This window comes from Bradyrhizobium canariense, assembly GCF_018130465.1.
GTDB lineage: Bacteria > Pseudomonadota > Alphaproteobacteria > Rhizobiales > Xanthobacteraceae > Bradyrhizobium > Bradyrhizobium canariense_C.
In genome coordinates this window covers 1-26,289 of sequence record NZ_JAFCKJ010000010.1, presented here as the reverse complement: position 1 = coordinate 26,289, position 26,289 = coordinate 1, and the positions used below count along the sequence as shown (strand labels likewise).

22 protein-coding genes and 1 pseudogene are annotated in these 26,289 nt (G+C 59.9%); 16 read left to right on the top strand and 7 right to left on the bottom strand.

Annotated features, from left to right (window positions below; all coding sequences use genetic code 11):
• Window positions 1-535: 535 nt before the first annotated feature.
• Window positions 536-1,178: pseudogene (locus JQ591_RS24230) on the bottom strand (beta-ketoacyl synthase N-terminal-like domain-containing protein); the annotation flags it as partial.
• A 15-nt stretch (window positions 1,179-1,193) separates the two neighbouring features.
• Entirely contained in the window at window positions 1,194-2,354 is a 1,161-nt protein-coding gene (locus JQ591_RS24225) for an iron-containing alcohol dehydrogenase (RefSeq protein ID WP_211398491.1), read from the bottom strand.
• Window positions 2,355-2,690: 336 nt separating this feature from the next.
• Between JQ591_RS24225 and JQ591_RS24220 the strand changes: the two genes are divergently transcribed.
• Both JQ591_RS24220 and JQ591_RS24215 read left to right on the top strand, forming a co-directional pair.
• Window positions 2,691-3,890 carry an ABC transporter substrate-binding protein gene (locus tag JQ591_RS24220; protein WP_211398490.1) on the top strand — a complete coding sequence of 400 codons (1,200 nt, stop codon included), beginning with the start codon at window positions 2,691-2,693 and terminating at the stop codon, window positions 3,888-3,890.
• Window positions 3,891-4,035: 145 nt separating this feature from the next.
• Window positions 4,036-5,838 (top strand): AMP-binding protein, encoded by a 1,803-nt coding sequence (locus JQ591_RS24215; protein ID WP_211398489.1) that lies wholly within the window; start codon window positions 4,036-4,038, stop codon window positions 5,836-5,838.
• A 120-nt stretch (window positions 5,839-5,958) separates the two neighbouring features.
• On the opposite strand, the gene JQ591_RS24210 is transcribed toward JQ591_RS24215, so the two are convergent.
• Window positions 5,959-6,471 (bottom strand): winged helix-turn-helix transcriptional regulator, encoded by a 513-nt coding sequence (locus JQ591_RS24210; RefSeq protein WP_095425810.1) that lies wholly within the window; start codon window positions 6,469-6,471, stop codon window positions 5,959-5,961.
• 241 nt (window positions 6,472-6,712) lie between these two features.
• On the opposite strand from JQ591_RS24210, the gene JQ591_RS24205 reads away from it, so the two are divergent.
• Window positions 6,713-7,345, top strand: coding sequence for a 2-hydroxychromene-2-carboxylate isomerase (locus JQ591_RS24205; RefSeq protein ID WP_095425811.1), 633 nt, complete (start codon window positions 6,713-6,715; stop codon window positions 7,343-7,345).
• Between the two features lie 99 nt (window positions 7,346-7,444).
• The gene (locus JQ591_RS24200) at window positions 7,445-8,644 is read left to right on the top strand and encodes a CaiB/BaiF CoA transferase family protein (RefSeq protein ID WP_211398488.1); all 1,200 of its coding nucleotides are present in this window, start codon (window positions 7,445-7,447) and stop codon (window positions 8,642-8,644) included.
• Window positions 8,645-8,676: 32 nt separating this feature from the next.
• On the opposite strand, the gene JQ591_RS24195 is transcribed toward JQ591_RS24200, so the two are convergent.
• Window positions 8,677-9,354 (bottom strand): glutathione S-transferase family protein, encoded by a 678-nt coding sequence (locus JQ591_RS24195; protein ID WP_211398487.1) that lies wholly within the window; start codon window positions 9,352-9,354, stop codon window positions 8,677-8,679.
• Window position 9,355: 1 nt separating this feature from the next.
• Window positions 9,356-10,099 carry an SDR family NAD(P)-dependent oxidoreductase gene (locus tag JQ591_RS24190; protein WP_211398486.1) on the bottom strand — a complete coding sequence of 248 codons (744 nt, stop codon included), beginning with the start codon at window positions 10,097-10,099 and terminating at the stop codon, window positions 9,356-9,358.
• Window positions 10,100-10,333: 234 nt separating this feature from the next.
• Between JQ591_RS24190 and JQ591_RS24185 the strand changes: the two genes are divergently transcribed.
• From JQ591_RS24185 to JQ591_RS24155, 7 genes are all read left to right on the top strand, one after another.
• Window positions 10,334-11,947 (top strand): class I adenylate-forming enzyme family protein, encoded by a 1,614-nt coding sequence (locus JQ591_RS24185; RefSeq protein WP_211398485.1) that lies wholly within the window; start codon window positions 10,334-10,336, stop codon window positions 11,945-11,947.
• Between the two features lie 14 nt (window positions 11,948-11,961).
• Window positions 11,962-12,699: an SDR family oxidoreductase gene (locus JQ591_RS24180; RefSeq protein ID WP_211398484.1), complete on the top strand. Its 738-nt coding sequence runs from the start codon at window positions 11,962-11,964 to the stop codon at window positions 12,697-12,699.
• 10 nt (window positions 12,700-12,709) lie between these two features.
• Complete coding sequence (locus JQ591_RS24175; RefSeq protein WP_211398483.1) at window positions 12,710-13,891, top strand: acyl-CoA dehydrogenase family protein; 1,182 nt, start codon at window positions 12,710-12,712, stop codon at window positions 13,889-13,891.
• A 22-nt stretch (window positions 13,892-13,913) separates the two neighbouring features.
• Window positions 13,914-15,044 (top strand): acyl-CoA dehydrogenase family protein, encoded by a 1,131-nt coding sequence (locus JQ591_RS24170; protein WP_211398482.1) that lies wholly within the window; start codon window positions 13,914-13,916, stop codon window positions 15,042-15,044.
• Window positions 15,045-15,058: 14 nt separating this feature from the next.
• The gene (locus JQ591_RS24165) at window positions 15,059-16,246 is read left to right on the top strand and encodes an acetyl-CoA C-acyltransferase (RefSeq protein WP_211398481.1); all 1,188 of its coding nucleotides are present in this window, start codon (window positions 15,059-15,061) and stop codon (window positions 16,244-16,246) included.
• Between the two features lie 21 nt (window positions 16,247-16,267).
• Window positions 16,268-17,281 carry an NAD(P)H-dependent flavin oxidoreductase gene (locus JQ591_RS24160; protein WP_211398480.1) on the top strand — a complete coding sequence of 338 codons (1,014 nt, stop codon included), beginning with the start codon at window positions 16,268-16,270 and terminating at the stop codon, window positions 17,279-17,281.
• A gap of 115 nt (window positions 17,282-17,396) precedes the next feature.
• Complete coding sequence (locus tag JQ591_RS24155) at window positions 17,397-18,050, top strand: flavin reductase family protein (protein ID WP_211398479.1); 654 nt, start codon at window positions 17,397-17,399, stop codon at window positions 18,048-18,050.
• Here JQ591_RS24155 and JQ591_RS24150 read toward each other — a convergent pair.
• Window positions 18,047-19,270 (bottom strand): multidrug effflux MFS transporter, encoded by a 1,224-nt coding sequence (locus tag JQ591_RS24150; RefSeq protein WP_211398478.1) that lies wholly within the window; start codon window positions 19,268-19,270, stop codon window positions 18,047-18,049. The two genes, JQ591_RS24155 and JQ591_RS24150, sit on opposite strands and share 4 nt — an antisense overlap.
• Before the next feature lie 94 nt (window positions 19,271-19,364).
• Window positions 19,365-20,564 (bottom strand): acetyl-CoA C-acyltransferase, encoded by a 1,200-nt coding sequence (locus tag JQ591_RS24145; RefSeq protein WP_211398477.1) that lies wholly within the window; start codon window positions 20,562-20,564, stop codon window positions 19,365-19,367.
• 168 nt (window positions 20,565-20,732) lie between these two features.
• Between JQ591_RS24145 and JQ591_RS24140 the strand changes: the two genes are divergently transcribed.
• The 5 genes from JQ591_RS24140 to JQ591_RS24120 all read left to right on the top strand — a co-directional run bounded on the left by JQ591_RS24140 (window position 20,733) and on the right by JQ591_RS24120 (window position 26,085).
• Window positions 20,733-21,356, top strand: coding sequence for a TetR/AcrR family transcriptional regulator (locus JQ591_RS24140; protein WP_211398476.1), 624 nt, complete (start codon window positions 20,733-20,735; stop codon window positions 21,354-21,356).
• Window positions 21,357-21,547: 191 nt separating this feature from the next.
• Entirely contained in the window at window positions 21,548-22,252 is a 705-nt protein-coding gene (locus JQ591_RS24135; protein ID WP_211398475.1) for an SDR family NAD(P)-dependent oxidoreductase, read from the top strand.
• 88 nt (window positions 22,253-22,340) lie between these two features.
• Window positions 22,341-23,162 carry an enoyl-CoA hydratase-related protein gene (locus tag JQ591_RS24130; protein ID WP_211398718.1) on the top strand — a complete coding sequence of 274 codons (822 nt, stop codon included), beginning with the start codon at window positions 22,341-22,343 and terminating at the stop codon, window positions 23,160-23,162.
• Window positions 23,163-23,222: 60 nt separating this feature from the next.
• Window positions 23,223-23,999 carry an SDR family oxidoreductase gene (locus JQ591_RS24125; RefSeq protein WP_211398474.1) on the top strand — a complete coding sequence of 259 codons (777 nt, stop codon included), beginning with the start codon at window positions 23,223-23,225 and terminating at the stop codon, window positions 23,997-23,999.
• Window positions 24,000-24,492: 493 nt separating this feature from the next.
• On the top strand, window positions 24,493-26,085 hold the full coding sequence (locus tag JQ591_RS24120; RefSeq protein WP_211398473.1) for a class I adenylate-forming enzyme family protein: 1,593 nt from the start codon (window positions 24,493-24,495) through the stop codon (window positions 26,083-26,085).
• The last annotated feature ends 204 nt before the right edge of the window (window positions 26,086-26,289 follow it).

The following is a 26,289-nucleotide window of genomic DNA, read 5'->3' as shown; positions in this document are numbered from 1 at the left end:
CGCCGTGCCGGCACTGCGCGTGAACGGTCAACCAAAGTGCATATTGTTGTTGTTTGAAGGTAGGCGATCGAAGCGATCACGAGGTCGGGGGCTATCGACTTCGCGCCCCAGTAAAAATCAACAGCCAGCTGGCTCGAAGCTTTGTGTCCGGTCCTAAGACGGCTCGGGCCGCCAAGCGTCAAGCAGCGCATCGATAAACGCGCACGTTCGGCGACAAGCGTCTGCTCGAAGGATAGACGGCGCGAACAGGGGCCCAAAGCAGCCGAGCATCCGGTACACGCCCGGAAAGATGGCAGGCCGTCTCCGCCTGATCGTCGTCGCTGGCTGATTGGCGCGAGCAAATCGGACATCTGCGCGATTAGAGCGGTCACCTTTTCGGAGCGCGCCGCCGGTACGAGTCCTTCTCCCGCCACCACGGGCCGATGTTGTACGACTACCAACGATTTTGTACGATTTCTTGCGCATGATCGTAGCGCCCCATGTCCGCGCGATCGATCGGCCATTGCTTTCATCAGCATGGGCGTGTTGTTCGGCGTTTAGCCTGCCTCAAGGCGCCGTCCATCGCGCGACGCGCGCCGTCTCCGTCCTCCGGTCCTGAGGTGATGTGGTAGGCGTCAGCCGTCGTGCCATAGCCGGCGATTTCCGCGATCGGTTGGGCGCCGCGGCGGGCGCACGCAAATCGCAACATCCGCTTCCCTTCCTCGAATGAGGCGCGCGGTATCGCCGATCACCTGCGCGCTCGCGGCGCAAGCTGTAACGGGCGTACCGATGGAACCCCTGAAGCCCTAGCGGATGGAAATATGACCGGCCGCGAGATTTGCGAGAACGATTGCCGGAAAGCCTCCGATGCCCGATGCGATCACGGTCGCCGCCTGTTGAAGCGAGTCTGCGTCGGAAGGAGCCCATGTGGCTTGTGCAATGGCCTCGGCCGCGGCGACCAGTGCGAACGGGATGAAACGATCCATCCTCCGCTGGTCCTTTGGGAGCAACGACCAGATCGGGATCGAAGCCGCCATCCGGATCGTCGGCCTTTGTCGGCACGATTCCAGCGGCCCGCGGGAAGGGGCAGCAAGCACTGAACGGGCCTCCCGCAGGCGTGACCATGCCAACTCACTGCCGCAACCCAGCGGTGATACTTGTCCCTGTAACGACGAGGTTACCTTCCAATCTTGATTCATCGCCGCTGATGGCAGCTAAGCTGCCATTCGCAGCAGATCGATGATCTCGGCTTCGTTTTTGAAGGGCCTCGGATTGGCCTGTACGAAGCGATGATTGATTGCAATCTTGCTAATCAGATCGAATTTGTCTTCGCCTATGCCGACATCAGCGAGTCGGACAGGTAGTCCAAGCGATTTCGTGAATGCTGCAAAGGCGTCTGCGGCGTCGCCTCCCGGGGCGCCAAGAGCCGTCGCCAAACGCTTCTGCGCATCCTCGGTGAACGACTTGTTGTAGCGAAGCAGGCTCGGCATGATGACCGGTGTGCAATAGTAGTGCGGAACGCCGAAGGTCCCGCCAAGCACATGGCCGATGCCGTGACTGGCTCCCATCGGGACCCGCGCCTGGAGGCCGAAAGCGGCGAGCCACGCGCCGTATTGAGACAGTCGACGCGCCTCCAGATCATCAGGTTGCTGCAAGGTCCGGAGCATCCCCTCGCGCAGGGTGCGGATGCCTGCCAGGACGACCTCGTCGGCGAGTGGCGTGCCTGCGGGCGAGCACAATGCTTCAATGCCGTGGTCCATCGAGCGCGTTCCCGATCCCATCCAAAGCTTGGAAGGCGTGTGAACGGTGAGAGCAGGGTCGAGAATGATCGAGACCGGCATCATCTGGGGATGGAAGAAGATCTGCTTCAGCCTGTTGCGTTCGTCCGTGACAAGCGCTGCTGCATTGTATTCGCCGCCATTCAGCGTGGATGGCACGGCGATCTGTCGGACCTTGGGCGCCCGGAACGGAGAGACGGTGACGCCCGGTCCCATGGGGAAGGGATCAAAGCCCGCTTCATCGCGGATGTCATGTTCCATCGCCATGATGACGATCTTGGCGAGATCGATCGCCGACCCCCCGCCCACGGCGACGACCAGATCGGCTCCTGCGTCCTTGGCTTGACGGGCAACCTCGGCAGCTTGCTTGCGCGTAGTGTGCTCTGCAATTCCGTCGAAGGTCGCGACGTGCCTGCCGCCGAGCGCACGCCGGATCGTCTCGATCTCGTCGGTCCTGGTGTTCAAGGTTCGACTGACGGTCAGGAAGACGCGCCTGGCATCCAGTCGCACCGCTTCATCGTTCAAAGCGTCAGCAGCAGCCTTACCGTAAACGACACGATCGATTGCCGGAAAATTGTGTATCCCTGCCTTGCGCATTGCTGTCTCCCAGTCAGTTCAAAAATGAAATTAACAATAGCGTCAATATAAGAGACCACAACGAAAGAAATGCGGTCCGGATCGCCTTTCTTTAGTGAGGCCTATTGAGATGGCAGCCTGCCGGGGAGATGCGTGGCCGTCTTATCGCTTGACTAGTTCAAAAAAAGAACTGTAGTTTGGAGGCAGCAAGATGGCCCGTGTAGCGGCCGCGACGTGCCGATTGAGGCTCGACCCGGGCAGCGCGATGCGTCATCGCAACGACTGTCGACGAGCAGCCGCCGGCGCGACAAAACAAAGCCAGTACCCGAAAAGGGGCAACGTTTGGGAGGACGAGCAATGTTGTTGAGATCGAAGATCGTTGCGGCTCTGGCTCTGTTTTTGAGCGGGCCGGCGTTCGCTGCCGAAGAGCCGGGAATCTCTGCTACCGAGATCAAGGTCGGCGGAGTTTTTCCTTTCAGCGGACCGGCGTCATCAATCGGCCTCGTGGGCAAAGGACTCATGGCCTACATTCAGGCCCTGAATGACCGCGGTGGCGTCAACGGACGCAAGATCAACTACATCGCCTATGACGACGGATATAGTCCTCCCAAGGCGGTGGAGCACGTTCGCAAGCTCGTCGAAAGCGACGAAGTGTCGTTCATGTTCGGCCAGCTCGGCACGCCGGGCATCTCGGCCACGGCAAAATACCTGCGGTCGAAAGGAGTGCCTAGCATCGCAATTATTAGCGGGTCATCCAAGTTTACGGATGTCGCCAATTACCCGATGACCACGACAGGTCTTGTCAGCTACGACACCGAAGGCAAAATCTATGCAAAGTATCTGACGAAGGCCTTGCCAAACGGCAAGTATGCAATCCTCTATCAGAACGACGACCTCGGTAAAGACTACGTCAGTGCCTTCAAGGCGTTTCTCGGAAAGGATTTCGACCGAAAGGTCGTGACTGCTTCCTATGAGGTCACCGAACCGACGGTTGATTCACAGGTCGTCAACCTGAGGAGTTCCGGTGCCGACGCTCTTTTGATCGCCGGCACGCCGAAGTTCGCGGCGCAAGCCATCCGGCAAGCCTCGGTGATCGGCTGGAAGGCGACCGTGATCATCAATTTTCCTTCCGGCTCGGTCGGAGGCACGCTTACGCCTGCGGGCCTTGACAAATCGGTCGGCGTAATTGTCGGCACGACCAACAAGGACATTGTGGATCCGACCTGGAAAGACGACCCTGCCATGCAGGCCTACCGGTCATTTCTGGACAAGTATTTGCCGGGTGTCGATGTCACCAATGGCAGCTATCTGACCGGCTATCAGCAAGGCATCCTGTTCGAGCAGATTCTGAAGCAGTGTGGCAACGACCTGTCTCGCAAAAATATTCTGACGCAGGCCAAGAACCTGAAGGATTTCGTCATTCCGACGGCGCTGCCCGGCATCAAGGTCAATACAAGCGACACCGAGAACATGATCTGGACCCAGATGCGGTTGCAGCGATGGACGGGCACAAGCTGGGAAGGCTTCGGAGAAGTGCTGGACGCCAAGTCCGAGTGACTTCGCATTAACGAGCGACGGGCGCGGTAGTTAGCGCGGGCCGAAGTGCCGACCGGTCCAGCCGGGCACCGCGGTGATGGGCATCCGGTTGAACCTCGTCTCGCGCGCTCATCGACCATCACAGCAATTCAGGAGGTTGTTTTCGATGTCGACGAAGGCACTGACGTTTGCGGCGAGGGAGCTTTCCATCGATCGTCGAACCGATGGAACGCTCGTGTTGTGCTCGCCCCTCGAATTGGGGAAATGTGACTGGCGCATCACCGATTTTCTTCCGAGCTGGGCAGGTTCGGTTCCGGACAGAATTTTTCTCGCGCAACGCAATGCGAATGGGGGGTGGGACGAGATCACCTATAGCGAAGCATGGTCGCAGGTTCAGGCGGTAGGCCAAAGCCTGATCGATATGGGCGCAAAGCCGGCTGACAAGCTAGCGATACTTTCAGGAAACTCCATCGAGAACGCGTTGATCTCGTTTGCCGCGATGTCGATGGGGGTGATCCTGGCGCCGATATCGCCAAACTACACGCTGATGCCCGGCGGTCTGGCTCGTCTCAAGGATATCGCGGAAACGTTGCGCCCGAATTTCGTTTTCGTCCAGAGCGCGAGCGGCTTTTTCGCCGGGCGCACCATTTCCGAACTGGCAGCCGCGACCTGGATCAGCGTCGATGGTGGGCCGGATACCGTGCCTTTCGGCGCACTGACATCCCGAACCGGGAACGAAGGATTTGCGGATGCTTCACGGGCAATTTCTTGCGACGCCGTTGCAAAGATTCTCTTCACATCCGGTTCGACCGGTTTCCCCAAAGGCGTGCTCAACACCCATCGCATGATGGCGAGCTCCTTGCAAATGGGAAGTCTGCTGGTATCTCCTCCGGACGCACCGGTGCAGGTTGAGTGGTTGCCCTGGCATCATACCATGGGCAGCAATGTGATCCTTCACGGGATTCTCAAGAATGGCGGGACGCTTTACATCGACGACGGCCGGCCGCTGCCTCAGCTCTTCCACAAGACAATCGCGAATCTTAAGGAGATTTCGCCGACCGCGATGTTCAACGTGCCTGCCGGCTATAATCTCCTGTGTGACGCGATCGAGAACGATCGCGACCTTGGCGCCGCCGTGTTCAAGCGGTTGGACAGATTGAGCTACGCCGGGGCTGCAATTTCGGAAACCACGCTTGAAAAACTCTATCGGTTGATATCGTCGATCACCGGCCGGCGCATTCCGGTGATGTCGGGCTACGGCACTACCGAAACGGCCCCGACAATAAGTACGACCCATTGGGCAACCGAGCAGCCGGGCGAGATTGGTCTTCCCGCGCCGGGGCTGCAACTGAAGCTGATTCCTGTTTCAGATACTTTCGAGGTTAGGGTCAAGGGACCCAACGTTACGCCCGGTTATCTCGGAAGGCCGGATTTGACGGAAAAGGCCTTCGATGAGGAGGGGTTCTATCGCATCGGCGATACCGTCTCGTTCCTGGATCCTCAGAAGCCGGAGCTTGGGCTGCGCTTTACGGGCAGAATTTCCGAGAACTTTAAACTCGCGAACGGCACATGGATCTCGATTGGGAATATGCGCGCGGCGATTTTGGCGGCAACTCGCGGCGTATTGCTGGACATCGTCATTGCGGGAGAAAACCGCGAATCGTGCGCGCTACTCTGCTGGTTAAATCCTACCGAGGCGGTACGGATTTCGAAGACATCAGCATCAGATTTGACCTGTGACCCCCTCGTGACTCAATTTCTGAAGGATCGTTTCAAGGAATACAATGAAACCGCGGGGAGCAGCGAAAGGATCTACTCGTTCTCCCTGCTGAAAGATCCGCCATCATTGGCCGCAGGAGAAATCACCGACAAGGCCTATGTCAATCAACGTGCTGTGCTGAAGAACCGCTCTGATCAAGTAGAACGTCTCTACTGGAAGGACCCAAATCATGATGTGACTTGGGTCTGAGGTGGCATTCCGCTTTTTCGTGGAGAGTCGGACGTCTTGGTGTCGCCATTTGGTGGCGGCGGGGGTGCTTGCGCTGAAGCTTAGCGAGAACTTCGATGCATACCAGCGTGAGCGGCCACCTTAAGCAGCGCTGCGGCGCGCCCTTGCTTTGGGTTTCTCCGGTGCCTGTATTGCCGGGGTGCTTCGCGCGCCGGGGCCAGGGTGAGTATGAACCTCCTTGGCCGAAAGCGGCTCACCGCATTCGGAGCACACCATAACCGGATCGAAGTTCTTGCCACATTTGCGGTGCTCATGCAGCAACGGCCGCCCGCGGGTGTCGACCATGTGCGTGTCACCCCAGTGCACGATTGCCATCATGATTGGATAAAGATCGAGCCCTTTTTGGGTGAGGATGTATTCATGCCGTTTGGGCGCCTCCTGATAGGGAATGCGGCGCAGCACGCCTTGCCGCACCAGTTTCTTCAGCCGCTCCGCGAGCAAATGACGAGTGATCCCAAGCGCGGACTGAAATCCTTCGAAGCGGCGCGTGCGCAGAAAGCATTCGCGCAGGATAAGTAGGGTCCAACGGTCGCCGATCACGCCAATCGTGCGGGCCATCGAACACGGCTCTTCTTCAAGGGCATCCCATCGCATTTCCTGCTCTCCAATCCATCCGGCACGCTGTATTCGCTCGAATCGTCCAAGGTAACTTCAGCTCACCTCCCATTCTAGATAGGTACTCAGCTCCAAACAATCCCCTAAGGAGATGGCAAAATCAGCAGAATAGCGTAAATAATTGACAGTTCGTTTTTAGAACTATAAAGACAGTCATGGTCGTATTTCGGCTGCTGAATACCAGGCCTGAACATCCAATGCGCTCGCGGGAGAAGCTGACATGCCCCTGAAAGTTGAATTCCAGTTCGATTTCGGCAGCCCGAACGCATATCTGGCGGAAGTAGCCATTCCGGGCATCGAGCGGCGTACCGGCGTAAAATTCGAGTACGTCCCGGTTCTGCTTGGCGGCATCTACAAGGCGACAGGCAACATGTCTCCCTTCGATTCGCTTCGCGGAATCAAGAACAAGCCGGAATACCAGGCGCTCGAGACTCAACGGTTTATCCGTCGCCACGGAATCACGAAATTCCGTCCGAATCCGTTCTTTCCGGTCAACACGCTGATGTTGATGCGCGGTGCCGTCGCGGCTCAGTTCGAAGGCATGTTCGAGCCTTATTTCCGCGCCGCTTATCATCATATGTGGGAAGAGCCGAAGAAGATGGATGATCTCGAAATTTTCCGGAACGCATTCATCTCCTCAGGCATCGATATCGATAGGTTGATTGCACGTGCGCAGCAGGATGACGTCAAGAAGGGGTTGATCGATCGGACCACCGACGCGGTTAGCCGTGGAGCATTCGGCTCACCGACTTTCTTCGTTGGAAAGGAAATGTTCTTCGGCAAGGACCAGCTCCGTGACGTCGAGGAGTCGATCGTCGAACAGACCAGTCAGCTGGTTTCGAAAACGGCCTAAGGTTGAGAATTGAGGCCTGCAGAGCCAGGCCGATGTTCCGGGCTTGCATGAGGAAACCTCAGTCAGCCCAGCAACAAAGTAACCTCAGGGAAAATGCCCATGCCTGGCCCTCTTAGCGGTGTTCGAGTCCTGGATTTGACAGGCGTGGTGTCCGGTCCCTACGCGACCATGTTTCTGGCGGATCAGGGTGCTGACGTTCTGAAGATTGAGCCGGTTGGTGGCGATATTACGCGGCGCAGCCGCGCTACCATTGACAAAGACGGAGAGTTTTCCGCGCTCTTTATCTCTTCGAACCGCGGGAAGCGCTCACTATCGATCGACGTCAAGAGCGCGGCCGGCCGAGAGGTCCTCGCCAAGCTGGTCGCGCGGGCGGACGTCCTGGTGCAGAATTTTCGGCCCGGTACCATGGAGCGCATCGGCCTTGGCGTCGATGAGTTGCGCCAACGCCATCCGCGCTTGATTTATGTCTCGATCAGCGGCGTCGGCGAGACCGGCCCGTATGTGAAGAAGCGCGTCTATGATCCGATCATTCAAGCGCTGTCGGGCTTTGCCGATATCCAGTCGCAGCCGGTCACAAACCGTCCGCAGATGATCCGCACCATCGTATGCGACAAGACGACCGCCGTGTTCACCGCGCAGGCAGTGGCAGCGGCGCTCTACGCCCGCGAGAAGACCGGGCAGGGCGATCATATTCAGGTCGCAATGCTAGATGCGATGATTTCGTACCTGTGGCCGGAAGGCATGATGCAGTACACGGTAGTGGGAGCCGAGACCACCGCTGCCGATCCTAACGATCGACCGGATCTCGTATTCAAGACCAGCGACGGCTACATCACGGCCGGTACCATCTCGGATTCCGAATGGCAGGGGTTCTGCCGGGCCGCCGGCGATCCCGAGCTTGCCAAGGATTCTCGATTTGCGACGCCATCCGCGCGTTCGGTAAACGCCACGGCACGTATCAACAAGATGGCGGAGTACATCGGACAGCACACCACTGCCGAATGGCTGGAGCGCCTGGACGCGGCCGACGTCCCTTGCGCTCCGATTCTGCGGCGAGGCGAGATCATTCACAATGAACAGGTAATCGCGCGCGGCATCATCGCAGAGTTCGAGCAGCCGAAGGTCGGTCGGGTGCGGCAGCCGAAGCCGGCAGCCCGCTTTGAGATCAATGAGGCCGCGATCGGCGGGCCTGCTCCCCGGGTCGGCGAGCACTCGCGCGACGTGTTGCAGGAGCTGGGTTACGACGATAGCGCCATCGACAAGATGGTCGCCGAGCGTAGCGTACGCGTGGCGATCTAACGTCGAACCCCTGCGCGAATGGTGGTCGGTTTCTAAACCTTGGCCGGCACCGGCGTGATCGGTACTAACGGGGCATTTGCCGCGACGGCTCGCTGGAAGGCCTCCCGTTTCTTGATGCGTTTGAGATAGGGCTGCGCGTTGTCGCAAATGCTGACGCCATAGGCGACAGCCCACTCAAGGCAGGTCGTGAGCAGGATGTCGGCGCTGGTAAACCGGTCGCCCATCAGGAATTTCCGGCCGTCTGCGAGCGCGACTTCGACATGGCGCAACTGCTGACGGAAATACTCGCCGGCCTGGGCAACGACCTCGGGGGCTATGCCGTAGATCGGACCGAGCGCGTCGGCGCGATGGCGGCGCATTACGTAAAGGCTGGTTGAATCCAGTTCCGCGACGATAAAGAAGCACCATTCCAGCCACGCGGCATACTCACGGGTGGTTTCAGGAATCAGCGAGCGTTCCGTCGTGGAGTACATTCGCGACAGGTAGGCAACGATTGCGGCGCTCTCGCCGATGCTGAAGTCGCCGTCCTGAAGCAGCGGAATCTTCTGGCGCGGATTGAGCTTGGTGTATTCCGCGGTCTTGGTCTCCCCCGTTCGCGGTCCGATCGGTTTTGTCGTGTATGCCAAGCCCAGTTCGTGCATGGCCCAGTGTGGGCGAATGGTGCGGCTTGTGCCAACGCCCCACAGGGTAAGGTTTGGCGTCACGTTCATGTTACCACTTCTCCACGGACGGACGCAGATCGAGCTCGTGAGTCCAGCCATCTCTGCTTTGCTGGTGGGTGAACCAATAGGCGTCAGCAATGGAAGACGTCTTGGTCAGGCTATCTGGGGGAATTTCGCTTGCCTCGATCCCTTTTGCTGCTTTCATGCGCTGGTGAATCGCCTCGCTGTCGACGCCGGCGTCAATCAGCAGATGCACGACATGGATGTTCTTCGGTCCGAGCTCGCGCGCCATCGCCTGGGCTACCGCTCGAAGTCCGAACTTCGCTGAAGAAAATGCCGCAAACCCCTGGCCGCCACGTACACTAGCGGTCGCACCCGTAAAGAAGATGGTGCCGCGTCCGCGCGGCAGCATGAAGCGCGCAGCCTCACGTCCGACCAGGAAGCCGCCGTAGCAGGCCAATTCCCAAGCCTTGAAGAACAGCTTCTCGGTTGTCTCCAGCAGTGGCTTGTTGACGTTCGATCCAGCGTTGAAGAGGCAGACCTCGATGGGCCCGAACTCCTTTTCGATTCGCGCGAATATGCCTTGGACCTCTGCTTCCTGGCGGGCATCGACACTGAAGGCGTGAATGTTATGTCCCCCAGCCCTCAGCTCGCCCACGAGCCCCTGCGACTTGGATGCATCGCGCCTGCAGATGCAAACCGTGTAGCCGCCCTTCGCAAAACGCCGGGCGACAGCTGCTCCGATGGCATCGCCTGCACCCACAAGTATCGCCACGCCGCGGCCCTCTGCCATTTCATGTCCCCTGTTAGTTCTGATTTGATACTGTTATCGTACCGACAGTTCGATACATTGTAAATCAGGTGCTTCGCTCAGTTCCGCGCCAATAATACGGCAGGAACGTTGCCTCTTTACCCCCATGGGAAGGGGATCGGTTGAATTAATGATTGACGAGTTCTAAAAAAGAACGTTAGGTAGGCGGCGAACGTGTCGCGCTGCAATGTGAGCATGGTTTAGACGGGAGGGGTCGTGGCGGAGCTTTCAGAGGCGATCAATCTCGACGAGATTGCTGTCGGCTTGCCGCGCCGCATCCATGACGTCACGGCAAGGCAGGTTGCCAAATCCCCGGGCCGGATCGCGCTGGTCGAAGACGGGGCATCCTGGAGCTACCGCGATCTGGATCAGCGCGTCAGTGAGATCGCCGCCGTCCTGTCGTCACTGGGAATCCGAGCGGGCGACCGAATGGTCATTGTCAGCGAAAACTGTATTGCGCTTGCCGTGTTGCTATTCGCGACGAGCCGGCTCGACGCCTGGGCGATCGTTGCCAACCCTCGATTGTCCGCACGCGAACTGGATGAGATCCGCGACCATAGCGGTGCCCGTCGGATGTTCTTCGCTTCTGGTGTTTCGAGAGAGGCTGCGGCGCACGCATTACGCTACGGCGCGGAGAACCGACAAATAGGAGCGCTGCTGGAGATTGGTGTTGGCCCGCTAAGCGAAAGCGCTACCATCGAGCCGGTGGAGGCCGAGCCGGCAAAGCAAGTGGCGGTGCTGATCTACACTTCGGGAACGACGGGGACGCCGAAAGGCGTGATGCTGTCGCACGAAAGCCTGCTGATCAGCGCAAAGGCGACCGCCCACGTCCGCAAGATGGATCACAATGACAAGATCTATCTCGTATTGCCAATCTCCCATATCGTCGGCATCTCGCTCCTAATCATGACATTGATGGTCGGGGGCACGGTGCGGATGGTCAGCAAGTTCGATCCTGCGGCGACCGCCAGGGCGATCGGAGAGGAGGGTATTACCATCCTCAACGGCGTGCCTGCTACTTATCAACGCCTCCTGGAATACAAGAGGGTGTCAGGCGTGAAGCGGCTCTCCCGGGGCGCGTTACGCTTGATGACCGTCGCCGGCGCGCCCCTCGATTTGAACCTGAAGTCGCGCGTGGAAAAGGAGTTCGGCCTTCCGCTGCTAAATGGCTACGGCATCACCGAATGTTCGCCGGGAATATCGGGGGTGCGCTTCGATGCCCCCCGGTCGGACCAGGCGGTTGGTACGCTGCTGCCGGGAGTAGAGGCGCGGGTCAGAACACTCGACGGTTTTCCTACGACAAGAGAAGAAGTCGGGGAGTTGCATGTCCGTGGCCGCAACGTGATGCTCGGTTACTATCGTGCCCCCGAGCTTACCGCCGAGGTGATAGACAGTATGGGCTGGTTCAATACCGGCGATATAGCGCGTTTCGACGGCGATTGCCTGTACATTGTCGGGCGCACCAAGGAGATGATTATCCGCTCGGGCTTCAACGTCTATCCCGCCGAGGTCGAAGCGGTCCTCAGTTCACACAAGGACGTCGTGCAATGCGCCGTGGTCGGCCGTGTAACTGACGGCAATGAAGAGATTGTCGCTTTTGTGCAGCTGCTGCCGGGATCACCGGTGACGCCGGAGGATCTCATGAGTTTCATCAGATTTCAGCTCACCTCATATAAGCGGCCGTCCAAGATCATCATCCTTGATGCCTTGCCGGCCACCTCAACGGGCAAGATACTCAAGCACAAGCTCGCGGAGTCTCTGCAAGGCGAAGGTAGCCAAGTTCATCCAGCGCTGACGGCCGAATCTACGCAGACAATGTATCTGACCTGACCGGGAGAACACCCTTGAAAAAAAGAAATGCAACTGCCGCCGTGATCGGAGCCGGCGATTTCATCGGCGGCGAAATCGCCAAGAAGTTTGCCTCCGAGGGCTTTACTGTCTTCGCTGGCCGCCGCAACGGCGACAAGCTGGCGCCGTTGGTCAAGGAGGTCGAGGCTGCGGGCGGCGAGATCCATGCTCGTTCGCTCGATGCGCGCAAAGAGGAGGAGATTATCTCCTTCCTGAGTGACGCTGACAAACACGCGCCTTTGGATGTCTGCATCTTCAACATTGGTGCCAACGTCAACTTCCCGATCCTCGACACGACCGAGCGCGTGTTCCGCAAGGTCTGGGAGATGGCCTGCTACTCCGGTTTCCTCGCCGGCCGTGAGGCAGCCCGGCTGATGCTGCCGCGCGGCCAGGGCAACATCTTCTTCACCGGTGCGACAGCGTCCTTGCGCGGCGGCAGCGGCTATGCCGCGTTCGCCAGCGCCAAATTCGGGCTGCGCGCCGTAGCGCAAGCGATGGCGCGCGAACTCGGCCCAAAGAATATTCATGTCGCCCACCTCATCATCGATTCGGGTGTGGACACTGAGTGGGTCCGCCAGCGGCGCCTGGAAGCGCTCGGGCCCAATGCGCTTGACGATCCCGATGCGCTGATGCCACCGGCCTCGGTGGCGACGTCCTATTGGCAGCTCTATCAGCAGCCGAAGAGCGCCTGGACCTTTGAGATGGAGATACGCCCCTTCGGTGAGAAGTGGTAGGACGCGCACGATGGAACTCGCACTGTCTTCCGAAGACGCGGCCTTTCGTGATGAGGTTCGCGCTTTCATCGCTGAAAACTATCCGCCGGAAATGCGCGTCCCAAATCCCGAGACCGATTTGACGAAGGAGCAGTCGCTGCTCTGGCACCGGATCTTGCACAAGAAGGGGTGGATTGCTCCGCTCTGGCCGAAGGAGTACGGCGGCCCAGGCTGGTCGGTCACGCAACGCTTCGTCTTCGAACAGGAGACGTCTCGGGCCGGAGCGCTGCCGCCGCTTGCGTTCAGCGTCACCATGGTCGGTCCGGTCATTTACACCTTCGGCAATGACGCGCAGAAAAAGAAGTTTCTGCCGCGGATCCTTTCGGGCGAAGATTGGTGGTGCCAGGGCTATTCGGAACCTGGCTCCGGCTCCGATCTTGCCTCTGTGCGCACCAGGGCGGTGCGCGACGGTGATCACTACATCGTCAGCGGTCACAAGACCTGGACCACGCTGGCCCAGCATGCCGACTGGATCTTCTGCCTGGTGCGGACCGCCCCCGCGGCGAAGCCCCAGGCCGGCATCTCCTTCCTGCTGATCGACATGAAATCGCCGGGCATTACCGTGCGGCCCATCATCACCATCGACGGATCCCACGAGGTCAACGACGTCTTCCTCGAAGACGTGCGGGTGCCCGTCGAGAATCTAATCGGTGAGGAAAACAAGGGCTGGACCTACGCAAAATTCCTCCTCGGCAATGAGCGCACCAGCATGGCCGGAATAGGCCGTTCCACGCGCTATTTGGACCGGCTGAAGAAGATCGTGAAGGCCGAAATTCCGGCCGATGATCCGGCGCATCTGGAATTCCGGCGGGATATCGCCCGCATCGAGCTCGACGTCTTGGCGCTGGAGGCGACCGAACTGCGGGTGGTGGCGCAGATGGCGCGGGGTATTGATCCCGGACCCGCGGCATCCCTGTTCAAGATACGGGGCACCGAAATCTTCCAGAGCATCACGGAGTTGACCCACCGTGCGATCGGCAATTACGGGCTTGCGCTGCGCGAGCAGCCGGTGAGCGCCAACCGCTTCATGCCCGGGCCGGACTATGGCCATACCGCCTCGGAGAAATACCTGAACGCGCGCAAGCTCAGCATTTACGGCGGATCAAACGAAATCCAGCGCAACATCATTGCCAAGGCGGTACTTGGCCTTTGAACTCAGCAAAGCGGGACCTCTAATGGATATCCAGTTCACTGAAGAGCAGGAGTTGTTGCGGTCTAGCGTGCAGCGTCTGCTCCGTGACCAGTACGATTTCGATGCTCGCCGCCGGATTGTTGCTTGCGAGGAAGGCTGGAGCCGGAAGCAGTGGTCATCCTTTGCTGAGCTCGGTTTGCTCGCCGCGCCATTCTCGGAAGAGGCCGGCGGCCTCGGCGGTGGTCCGCTCTCTACGATGATCGTGATGCATGAGTTCGGCCGCCATCTCGTGGTCGAACCTTTCGTCGAGACCATCGTGCTTGCCGGTGGCTTGCTCGAAAGTCAGGGGTCTCCGACTCAGAAGAGTGAGTTTATTCCCGACATCATCGCAGGAAAGTCGATCTGGGCGCTTGCCTGGACCGAGAAAGCGTCACGTTTCGATCCAGCCAATGTCGCGACGACGGCACGACGCGAGGGCGACGATTACATACTGGTTGGCGAGAAGGCCGCGGTGATCGCCGCGCCGTGGGCGGACTATCTGATTGTTTCCGCACGCACCTCGGGGAACCGGAACGACCGCGAGGGCGTCAGTCTTTTCATCGTGGATCGCCGGGCGGCGAATCTGCATCTGCGAACCTTCAAGACAATTGACGGCCGCCGCGCGAGCGAGATCGGCCTGGATGGCGTGAGGGGCCGCTTGCTCGGCGGAGAGGGTGCGGGTGTCGCCGCACTCGAGGCTTCCCGCGATCGCGCTATTGCCGCGTTGTGCGCCGAAACAGTCGGCGCCATCGGGGAGCTGAACACAGCGACACTGGAGTACAGCAAGACCCGAAAACAGTTTGGCATGACGCTCGGCAGCTTCCAGGTGCTGCAGCATCGCATGGTCGACATGTTCATTGCGCATCAGGAGGCCCTCTCGTTGATGCAGCATCTCACCCTGAGCCTGACAGCGAATGAGCCCGGCCTTTCCAGGCTCGCGTCCGGCGCAAAATCGAAGGTCGGCTATGCGGCAAGGTTCGTGGCCGACCAGGCTGTGCAGCTTCACGGCGGCATGGGCATGACCGACGAGCTCAATGTGGGACACTATTTCAAGAGAATCTCCTCCATCAACATCCAATTCGGCGATCCCGCGTATCACGTGCTGCGTTACGCGCAGCTCGACGCGGCCGCCTGACCAAAGAGGCAAGCATGACGACTGAAGCAGTAATCGTTTCCACCGCCCGTACCGGCGTCGGTAAGGCCTATCGCGGCGCGCTCAACAACACCGAAGGCCCAACCCTGGCCGGCCACGTGATGGCCGAAGCGGTGAAGCGGGCCGGCATCGCGCCCGGCGAGGTCGAGGATGTGGTGATGGGCTGCGCGATGCAGCAGGGCACCATGGTGATGAACGTGGCGCGCAAGGGCGCCATCCGCGCTGGCCTGCCGGTGACTGTTGCCGGCACCACGATTGACCGGCAATGTGCCTCCGGCCTGCAGGCGATCGCGGTTGCCGCACGCTCGGTCATATCAGACGGCGTCGAGATCGCAATCGGCGGCGGCATCGAATCGATCAGCCTCGTACAGAATGACCACATAAACAAGTTTCATGTCGTCGACGAAGAGTTGATGGCGATGAAGCCCGAAATGTACATGTCGATGCTGGAAACAGCCGAGGTCGTTGCCGAACGTTACAAGATCGGTCGCGACAAGCAGGATGAATATAGCCTCGAGTGCCAGCGCCGCGTGGGTGCAGCGCTGCAGGGCGGCCGTTTCAATGACGAGATCGTGCCGATCACGACCAAAATGGCGGTGGTTGACAAGGATACCAAGCAGGTCAGCTATCAGCAGGTGACGCTGTCGAAGGACGAGGGTCCGAGGCCGGACACCACCGCCGACGGCCTTGCAAAGATCAAGCCCGTCTTCGAGGGAAAAACCATCAGTGCGGGCAATGCCAGCCAGCTCTCCGACGGCGCCTCGGCCTGCGTAATCATGAGCGACAAGATCGCGGCAAAGAAGGGCCTCAAGCCGCTTGGCATCTTCCGCGGGTTCGTTGCCGCCGGCGTCGAGCCGGACGAAATGGGCGTGGGCCCGATCGCAGCGATCCCGCGGCTCCTCAAGCGCCATAACCTGAGGATCGACGACATTGATCTCTGGGAGCTCAATGAAGCCTACGCGGTGCAGGTGATCTATTGCCGCGACAAGCTCGGCATTGATCCGACCAAGCTCAACGTCAATGGCGGTTCGATCGCGATCGGTCATCCCTACGGCATGACCGGGGCGCGGCTCACGGGCCACCTCCTGATTGAGGGCCGGCGGCGCAAAGCGAAATACGGCGTGGTGACAATGTGCATCGGCGGCGGCATGGGCGCGGCTGGTCTGTTTGAAATCGTCCATTGATTGGAAACGCAGGAGAATCTCGTGAAGACAGCGATTACTGAACTGTTCGGCATTAAGCATCCAATCATCCAGGGCGGCATGCATTATGTCGGCTTCGCCGAGCTCGCCGCCGCGGTATCCAACGCCGGGGGACTCGGGATCATCACCGGCCTGACGCAAAGGACGCCGGAACTGTTGGCCAAGGAAATCGCACGCTGCCGCGACATGACGGACAAGCCGTTCGGCGTGAACTTGACTTTCCTTCCGAGCTTTACCGCACCGCCTTACCCGGAATACATCGCCGCGATTAAGGAAGGCGGCGTAAAGGCGGTGGAAACCGCTGGCCGCAGCCCCGAGCAGTACATGTCGGCGTTGAAGGCGGCCGGCATCAAAGTGATCCACAAGTGCACGTCGGTGCGGCACTCACTCAAAGCGGAGAAGATCGGCTGCGACGCCGTCAGCGTTGATGGCTTTGAATGCGGCGGACATCCCGGAGAAGACGACATCCCGAATATGATCCTGCTGCCGCGTGCCGCAGATGAGCTAAAGATCCCCTTCGTTGCATCGGGCGGAATGGCGGACGCGCGGAGTCTAGTCGCCGCTCTGTCGATGGGCGCGGCCGGCATGAACATGGGCACCCGCTTCGTCGCCACCAAGGAAGCGCCGGTCCACGACAACGTAAAGCAGGCGCTGGTCAAGGCGACCGAACTCGACACCGTGCTGGTGATGCGCGCGCTACGCAACACCGAGCGCGTTCTGAAGAACAAGGGCGTGACCCATCTGCTCGAAGTCGAGCGCGAGAAGGGGGCGAGCCTCAAGATCGAGGATATCCACGAACAGGTGGCGGGTGTCTACCCCAGGGTGATGGTCGATGGCGATATGGATGCAGGCGCCTGGAGCTGCGGCATGGTCGTTGGACTCATCAACGACATTCCGACGGTGAGGGAATTGATCGAACGTATCATGGCGGATGCCGAGCGAATCATCCGTCAACGCCTGACTGGTTTCCTTGAGGGCGCCGAGCAAAGGCCAGCTGCCGCCCGGGCGATCGCGTAGCCAGGTGTTCTAACGAGGCGATGCCCACGCACGTTTGTGCGTGGGATGATTGTTATGGCGAAGCTCGATTGACCAGCAATGGATGGCCTTCGGCAGTCTCGGGGGAGGGGAGTTTATGGATCTGGCCGACTTCCACTACTACGAGCCTTCAAAGGGCCACGGGCTCCGACATAATCCATTCAATGCGATTGTCGCGCCGCGTCCGATTGGTTGGATTTCGTCACGCAATGCGGCTGGTCAACTGAACCTCGCTCCATACAGCTTCTTCAACGCGTTCCTATACGACCCTCCGATAATCGGATTTTCCTCAATTTCCTGGAAGGACACCGTCAAGAACGTCAGCGAGACCCGCGAATTTGTTTGGAATCTGGTTACGATGGATCTGGGCGAGCGCATGAACAAGACGGCCGCGCCCCTCGATCACGGTGTAAGCGAGTTCGAAACGGCAGGGCTGACGCCAATCCCCGGGCGCCACGTAGCGGTGCCGCGGGTAGGCGAGAGCAGGGCCGCTATGGAATGCAAGGTCGTCGAGGTCTCTCAGTTGGCGAATGCGCGCGGTGAGAAGGTCGAAGGATGGTTCGTACTCGGCGAGGTCGTCGCAGTATACATCGACAAGTCTTTGATCGAGGACGGCGTCTACAACACGGCACTTGCGCGTCCCATACTGCGCGCCGGCCGTGGTGGTGATTACCTCGAGGTCAAGACGGAGAACATGTTCGAGATGCCGCGCCCGCCAGGCAGTAGCAAACCGGAGTTCCATGGCAGCTAATGTGGAACAGGTGACCTCAGGCCCCACGCGTACAGGACAAGTGCGAGCAGTGAAAACGCGCTCAAAACGATGCCGAGCGCGAACATTGCTTCATGCGACACCGTGGCCGCAAGCCATACGCCGATTGCGGCGTTCATCATCTGCCAGAAACCCAGCAGCGCCGAGGCTGCGCCGGCCTTCTCCCCAAATGGAGAGAGCGCCCGCGCGGTGGCCAGTGGACTAACGACGCCCATGCCGAGGAGAAATACGCACATCGCGCCCAGAAACGGCAGAAAAGTCGGGCTGATCATTGAGATGAGCAGTACCGCAACGCTGCTGGCGGCCGTTGCCCACAGTCCTGCCCGGATCGGGCGATCGAGGCCGTAGCGTGGTGCCAATTTCGTCGCCAGCATGCCCGCGGTGAATACGATAAAGACGGTACCGGCGAAGAAGAGGCCGAGCTGGATCGGCGTGAAGTGCAACGCTTCGATGAATAAGCGCGGTGCAGCCGAAAACATCGAGAACAAGCCGCCTATGATCAGGCTCGCCGTCGCAGCGGGAATAGCGAAGCGACGATCGCCAATCAGGTCAATATAGGTCCTGGCGATGGCGACCGGATAGAGCGGAGTGCGGGTGGAGTTGTGGGTTTCGCCGAGGACGATGCCGTAGCCAATGGCGCCAGCTCCGGCAAACGCCGCGACAAAAGCGAATTCGGAGCGCCAGCCAAAACTGTGATCGAGTGCGCCGCCCAGCAGCGGCGAGAATCCGGGGGCTGCTGACATTGCGATCATGATGATAGCCATCGCGCGTGCCAGCGCCGGCCCACTGAACATGTCGCGGGCGATGGCGCGAGACAGCACGGACGTCGCGCACGCGCCAGCAGCCTGCACGACGCGGCCGGCCAAAAGGTTAGGCAGGTCGTTTGCCAAACCGCACCAGACGCTGCCGCCGATGAACACGGCAAATCCAGTCAAGACTGGCCAGCGCCTCCCGTAACGATCCGAAATCGGTCCGACCAGGAGTTGGCCTATGCCGAACACAGCAAGAAAGACGGTGATGGCGGATGTGACCGCCGCGCTGGTGACATTCAATGAGATCGCAATCTGTGGCAGCGACGGCAGCAAGATGTTGGTCGCGAGCGTACCCATGGCGGCCAGGACGGAAAGAACTGCGATCGCCAGGCCACTGGAGACGGGAACGTCCCTCGGCACGCTTTTGGTCGTTTGGCGCTGGCCAGCCATGGGAGCTTTCGCGCTGATAGGATAGGCAGGTCACAAGGAGGCGAGTGACGCGGTTCGCGCCGCTCGCCGAGCCCTTCTGGTCGGATCGGCTGTGCTATCTGCGGACGACGCGCTCGATCGCGATGGCGGTGGCTTCACCGCCACCGATGCAAAGGGCTGCAACGCCGCGTTTGAGGTTTTGCGCCTCCAGCGCATGCAGCAGCGTCACCATCAGGCGCGCGCCGGTGGCACCGATTGGATGACCGAGCGCGCAGGCGCCGCCATTGACGTTCAGCTTCTCCCTGGGGATGCCGAGATCCTTTTGTGCGGCCATTGCCACTACGGCAAAGGCTTCGTTGATCTCGAACAGATCGACATCGCCGACGCTCCAGCCGACCTTGTCCAACAGCTTGCGAATGGCCGGGATCGGCGCGGTGGTGAACCATTGCGGTTCCTGGCTATGGGTGGCGTGCCCTTTGATCTCGGCCAGTACGGGGAGACCGTCGCGATCCGCGAGCGAGCGCTTTGCAAGAATGAGCGCCGCAGCGCCATCGGCATTGGCGGAGGAGGCGGCCGGCGTGATGGTGCCGTTGGCGCGGAACGCGGCTTTCAGCCCGGGGATCTTGGCGGGATCGACCTTGAGCGGGTGCTCGTCATTGGCGATGATCCGCGGTCCAGCTTTCTCGGTCAGCGTGATCGGCGCGATCTCGGCCTTGAATGCGCCCCCCTCCACGGCCTTGCGGGCGCGGGTCAAAGTCTCCATCGCGTAGGCATCCTGATCTTTCCGGGTGAACTGATAGGCTTCCGCGGTGGCCTCACCGAAATCGCCCATCGAGCGGCCGGTCTCATAGGCGTCCTCCAGCCCGTCCATCATCATGTGATCGATGATCCGGTCATGGCCGGCGCGGTAACCGCCGCGTGCCTTAGCCAGCAGATAGGGCGCATTGCTCATGCTCTCCATGCCACCCGACAGTACGATCGAGGCTGAGCCCGCATTGATGATGTCGTGGGCCAGCATGGTCGCCTTCATGCCGGAACCGCAGACCTTGTTGACGGTTGTGGCGCCGGTGGCATCAGGCAGTTTGGCGCCGCGGGCGGCTTGGCGCGCCGGCGCCTGGCCTTGTCCGGCCGGCAAGACGTTGCCCATGAAGACCTCATCGATCCGCTCGGGCGCCAGCTCGGCCCGTTCCAGCGCCGCGCCGATCACGTGGGAGCCGAGCTTGTGGGCGCTGAGAGGCGACAACTCGCCCATGAAGCGGCCGAGTGGCGTCCGAGCGGCGGAAAGGATGACGACGGGGTCGGAAGCGGTGGCCATGGCGATCTCTCCTGTTGATAGGCGTTGTTATATGACGATAGTCATATAAGATAGCCAGCATTGCAATGAAATGTTGCCGCGAACTTCAAGGAAGCGCGTTCCAGAATTGCTTTGGGGATGGGGACGGGTTGTGCAGCCGATCACCTTAGGACCTTGCACGGAGTGGCGATGCGATACGTAGAAGACCACAGGCGTCAAACTCGCGATCGAATCGTTGAAAATGCCTCCTACGGTTTGCGCCAAAGGGGCGCGGAGGGGCTCAGTGTTGTCGACTTAATGAAGCTCGCGGGTCTCACGCACGGCGGTTTCTATAATCATTTCGATTCGCGTGCCGCGCTTGTCAGCGAGGCGATCGCCTTTGCCATGGACCAAACGACTGAGCGATGGAAAAAACTGGCGACCGGGAAAACCAACAGGGAACGCTTCGAGGCCTTGATCGCCGATTATCTTAGTCTCAGGCATCGCGACAATCCTAAACACGGTTGCGCGCTTCCAACCCTAGCCGTCGATGTCGCGCGGTCGAGCCCGAGCGAGCAGCAGGCCCTGGCTTCTAAACTGGAGAAGATGATCGATGCCCTTGTCGAGTTGCTTCCCGGTGAGCCAGCTGGACAGGCCCGCCAGATCGCGACAGGGGCTATCGCAACCCTGGTGGGATCGATCGTGCTGTCGCGTGCCGTCGGCGCGGGAAAACTTTCCGACCGCATCCTCGATGCCGGACGCAAGACCGTAGGCGGCCGCACTCGAAAGCCGCAACGAAGAACAACGAGGGCGACGCACTGCGAAAAATCATAAACGTAAGGGAGGTCACCATGATGGCCGGAAAATGGCCAAGACAGCCTGCAACCTATTGCGGGAACAACTTACCACAAGAATGTCGCGGTTCGTCTGGCCCTGGTATCTGCGCATGAGGCTGCCTCCCACCAGTTGCAGTCCGAGCGAATTCATATGAGAGCGGCGGGACAATTGCTCGAAGGGAGCGTCAAGTGACAGGGAAACCGATCGCGATCGTGACCGGGGTAGGGCCGGGCACTGGAGCTGCCATCGTCAAGCGCTTCTCTGCCGGCGGGTTTCGTATCATAGCGCTTGCTCGGTCAACCGATCTCATCAATCGTCTTGCGCAAGAGCTTCCCGACGTGCATGCGGTGACCTGCGACGTCTCAGACGAGAGTCAGGTGCGGACGGTGGTCGCTGACGCAAAGCGCCGTTTTGGCGCGGCCGAGGTTCTCATCCACAACGCGGTCGGCGGGGGATGGGGGAGCTTTCGCGAGATCGATCCGAAGATGCTGAAGAACAACTTCGAGGTCAACGTCATGGGCCTGTTATATCTGTCGCGCGAAGTGGCTCCTGACATGATTGCTCGCGGTCGGGGTGCCATCCTGGTGACCGGAAACACGTCGTCGATCCGGGGCAAGGCCAATTTCGCCGGCTTCGCTCCGACAAAGGCCGCTCAGCGCATATTGGCCGAGTCGATCGCACGGGAAATGGGGCCTCTCGGCGTGCATGTGGCCTATCTTCTCATCGACGCTGTGATCGACACGCCCCGGATGCGCGCACGCATGAGCGACAAACCGGATGAATTCTTCATCAAGCCTGCTGCCATCGCCGACGAATTGTACCATCTCTACGGCCAGGACCGATCGGCGTGGTCATTTCTAACGGAACTGCGACCATTCCGCGAAAACTGGTGACACCTGGCCGATGAGAAACGCGGTTGCGGTTGGATTACGCGCTTATCATTTTAGAGCGCCGCAGATGCTGAACCTGAAAGGTCAAACCATGACGGATGAGTCGATCTCGGTTGATACAGGGACGGACGAACTGCTGTGCGTGATCCGGGATCGCGTTGCCGTGATCACCTTAAATCGGCCCGAGGCACGAAATTCGCTGTCCGATCATCTCACGCCGGCGCTGCGTCGGATGATCAAGCAGAGCGGTGACGATCCGGATGTCGGCGCGCTGTTGATTACCGGTGCAGGCAGCGCTTTCTGTTCCGGAGGCGACGTTAAGGGGATGGGCGGCAGTTCGGCCGCACCGGCTATGTCACTCAGCGACAAGGTTGCGCGACTGAAGGAGCGTCAGCGAACGCTGACCGGCGTGCTTGTCTCGGCCCGCAAACCCACCATCGCGGCCTTGCCGGGACCGGCGGCTGGCGCCGGGCTTGCGATCGCTCTCGCCTGCGATATTCGCATCGCGGCTGAATCCACCATCATGACGACTGGTTATGCCAGAATTGCGCTCACCGGCGATTACGGCATTTCGTGGCTGTTGACCCGGCTCGCCGGGACGGCGCGTGCCCGCGAACTTATGTTCCTGTCCGAACGGATCGATGCGCGCCGTTGCGAAGCACTGGGGTTGGTAAATCGCGTGGTGCCTGATGTCGACCTGCAGCGCGAAGCATTTGGGATCGCGAGAACGTTGGCGCACGGTCCGGCGAGTGCGTTTGCCTCCATCAAGGATAATCTCGACCTTGCTTTTTCGGCTGACTTCCTGACGTCATTGGACCATGAGGCCGAGAAGATGGTCCTCGCAGCGAGCACCGCGCAGCATACCGAGGCGGTGCGGGCCTTCATCGAGAAACGCGCTCCTAATTTCAGGTGAGGCTGATCGAGTCACTGAAGAACTAGATTGCCGGCCACCAAACGCACGCGAGCAAGCAACATGACTCAATCCAATCGCGATACCCAATCTTTACAGGACGTCGCGCTCGTTGTCGGCGGCGGTCCGGGCATCAGCTCGAGTTGCGCCCGGCTGTTTGCGGAAAACGGCATGCGGGTCTGCGTCGCTGCCAGGAATCCCGACAAGGCGGCCCTTGAGACGCTCGAGAAGACGCATGACGTGCGCCGATATGCCTGCGATGCCAGCGAACCGGCAGCCGTGGCGCAGCTGTTCGGAAATGTTGTTCGAGACGTCGGAACGCCGAGGCTCGTCGTGCACAACATCGATGGCCGCGTTCCCGGCATTTTTCGCAAGAGCGTTATCGAGGCCGACCCAGTCTTGGCGCTCGAAACACTTCGAAACTCGGCCTTCAGCGCGTTTCTGGTCGGTCAACAGGCAGCTCGGCTCATGCTGGGAAACGAACCCGACGCCAACGGCGCGAGAGGAACGATCATCTTCACGAACGCCAGCGCGGCGCTCAAAGGCTTCCCATCAAGTGGCGCCTTTGCAATGGCATGTCAGGCCAAGTCAGGACTGGCGCAAAGCATGGCAAGAGAGCTGATGCCGCAGGGGATCCACGTTGCGAATGTGCCGATCGACGCCGCGATCGGCTGGACCCAGGAGGACGGGACCCGCGCGCACCGGCTGGCGGGAACGACCGTCGACGACAACATGGCCGACCCCATCCATATCGCGAAAACCTATCTTCAGCTGCATCGCCAGCATCGGTCGACCTGGGCGTTCGAAGTCGTGCTCCGACCGTGGCTCGAGAAATGGTGACTGCCAGCTCTAGCAGTATCCGTGGCGATTAATGCCGCACTGATATAGCGGCTACGCGCTTGTTGCGAGCCGCTAACGAACTGCCCCTGTGCCGTTCGCGGTTTGCCTGAACGCTGCGGCCGAATGTACGCCAAGCCTCAACAGGGGCCTCTAGAACCTGCGCACGCAAAGCAAGCATTCACGCAGCATCAACAGATTCTAACGCGCGCTGATTGCCGCGACTGTGCGTTTCAACGAGCAGGGCGCGCTTTCTGAAGTGCGTCTTATCCCACTGATTTCTCCGAACGATTTGCTCTAGAACATTAAATGCCAAATAGGAATTAATTTTCTGCGCTTGGACATCTGTGTGCCTAACACAAGCGAACGTCTGTCAGACTTGACAGTTCTATTTTAGAACTATTTACTCGCCCGGCCGATGGAAGTGAAGGAGCGAACCTACCGATTTGAAGGGGGCCGCGCAGCACTCCCGAAAACAAGGCGCGAGGAGGATGGCATGAGGAGCGTGGACGATATCACGGCGGCCGAGCTGCTGGACGGCTTGCCGTCCAGGGTACATGAGGTCTACGCGCCGTTCGTGCGGGACATGCCGGATCATCCGGCCTTCGTTCAAGGGGGGCGTTCGTGGAGCTACCGGCAGTTCTCGGAAGCTGTCGACGCCGTGGCGAAGGACCTTTCCGATTTGGGGATCGGGCCCGGCGATCGCGTGATGATTGCGAGCGAGAACAGCGTGGCCTTGGGGGCGATGCTCTTCGCGGCGAGCAAGCTCGATGCTTGGGGCATTGCGGTTAATCCCCGCCTCTCCGCCAGGGAGATCGATCTGATCGGAACGCACAGCGGCGCCAGGCGCGTGCTGTTCAACTCAGCGCTTTCGAAGGAAGCTGCGGATCACGCTGGCCGCGTCGGCGCCAAGATAGACGCCGTGGGACCGTTCGGTGGAATCGGCATTGGTCCTCTCAATGCGGATGCGCAAGCGGAGCCCGTTGAGAAGGACGGCGCCCTCCAGGTCGCGGGCCTCTTGTACACCTCGGGCACGACCGGTGCACCGAAGGGGGTCATGCTGAGCCACCGCAATCTGCTCTTTACCGCAAGGACTTCAGGAATTCTTCGTCAAAGCGGCCCGGCCGACCGCATCTACGGCGTGCTGCCGATGTCCCACATCGTCGGGTATACGATCCTGCTGATCGCCACGCTGATGCACGGCGGCACATTGTATGTTGTCGCAAAGGCCGATCCCGCCGCCCTGGCCCATGCCATCGCCGAGGAGGGGATTACGAGCCTGTTCGGTGTTCCCGCCACATATCAGCGTCTGCTCGAACACAAGGCGGTCAAGGGTATCCAGCGGCTCGAGCGAGGCAAGCTGCGGACCATAGCCGTTGCCGGCGCGCCGCTCGACCTCGACTTGAAGAAGCGGATCGAGGACGAATTCGGAATCCCGCTATTGAACAATTACGGCATAACCGAATGTTCGCCCGGCCTATCGGGTGTCCGTTCCGAACACCCAATCTCGGACGATTCGGTCGGCCCCTTTCTTCCCGGTATTGAGCATCGGATTGTGGACAGGCAGGGCAAGAAGGTGGCGACCGGCGAAGTGGGCGAACTGCACGTCCGAGGTCCCAACGTGATGCTTGGCTACTATCATTCACCCGGGCAGACGGCCGCGGCGATCGATAAACAGGGATGGTTCAACACAGGGGACCTCGCCCGGGTGAACAGCGAGGGGCATCTCTACATTGCTGGCCGGACCAAAGAACTCATCATTCGCTCCGGCTTCAACGTTTATCCCGCCGAGGTGGAGGCGGTGCTGAACGCACACGACCAAGTCGTCCAATCAGCTGTGGTAGGACGACCAGTTGATGGCAACGAGGAGGTCGTCGCGTTCGTGCAGCTTCTCCCCGGCGCCAGCGTTAGCGCCGAAGACCTCAAGGCGTTTACGGCCCAACAGCTCACGTCTTACAAGCGTCCGACTGAATTGATCGTGCTCGACGCGCTGCCCGCAGCCTCCACCGGCAAGATACTCAAACACAAGCTTCGAGAGATCGCGATCGAGCGGGCCGGGAAGGTGTCCGACGCCGTAACCGCGGTCTGAGTGATGCACTGCAAGGAATGGAGCGAAGCCGCACCAGAAGCCGGTCGCCGACGCCGTGATCGCGTTGAATTTTCGCCATCGTTCAAGAGTTCCGTGAGACTCAAGCACCAGATCTAAAAGAGCAGTCATGTTTCCTCCGGTTGGCTCTATTAGAATTAGGACCATCGCTTTCCATATCGGACTAGTCGTAGTTTCAGGCGCCCT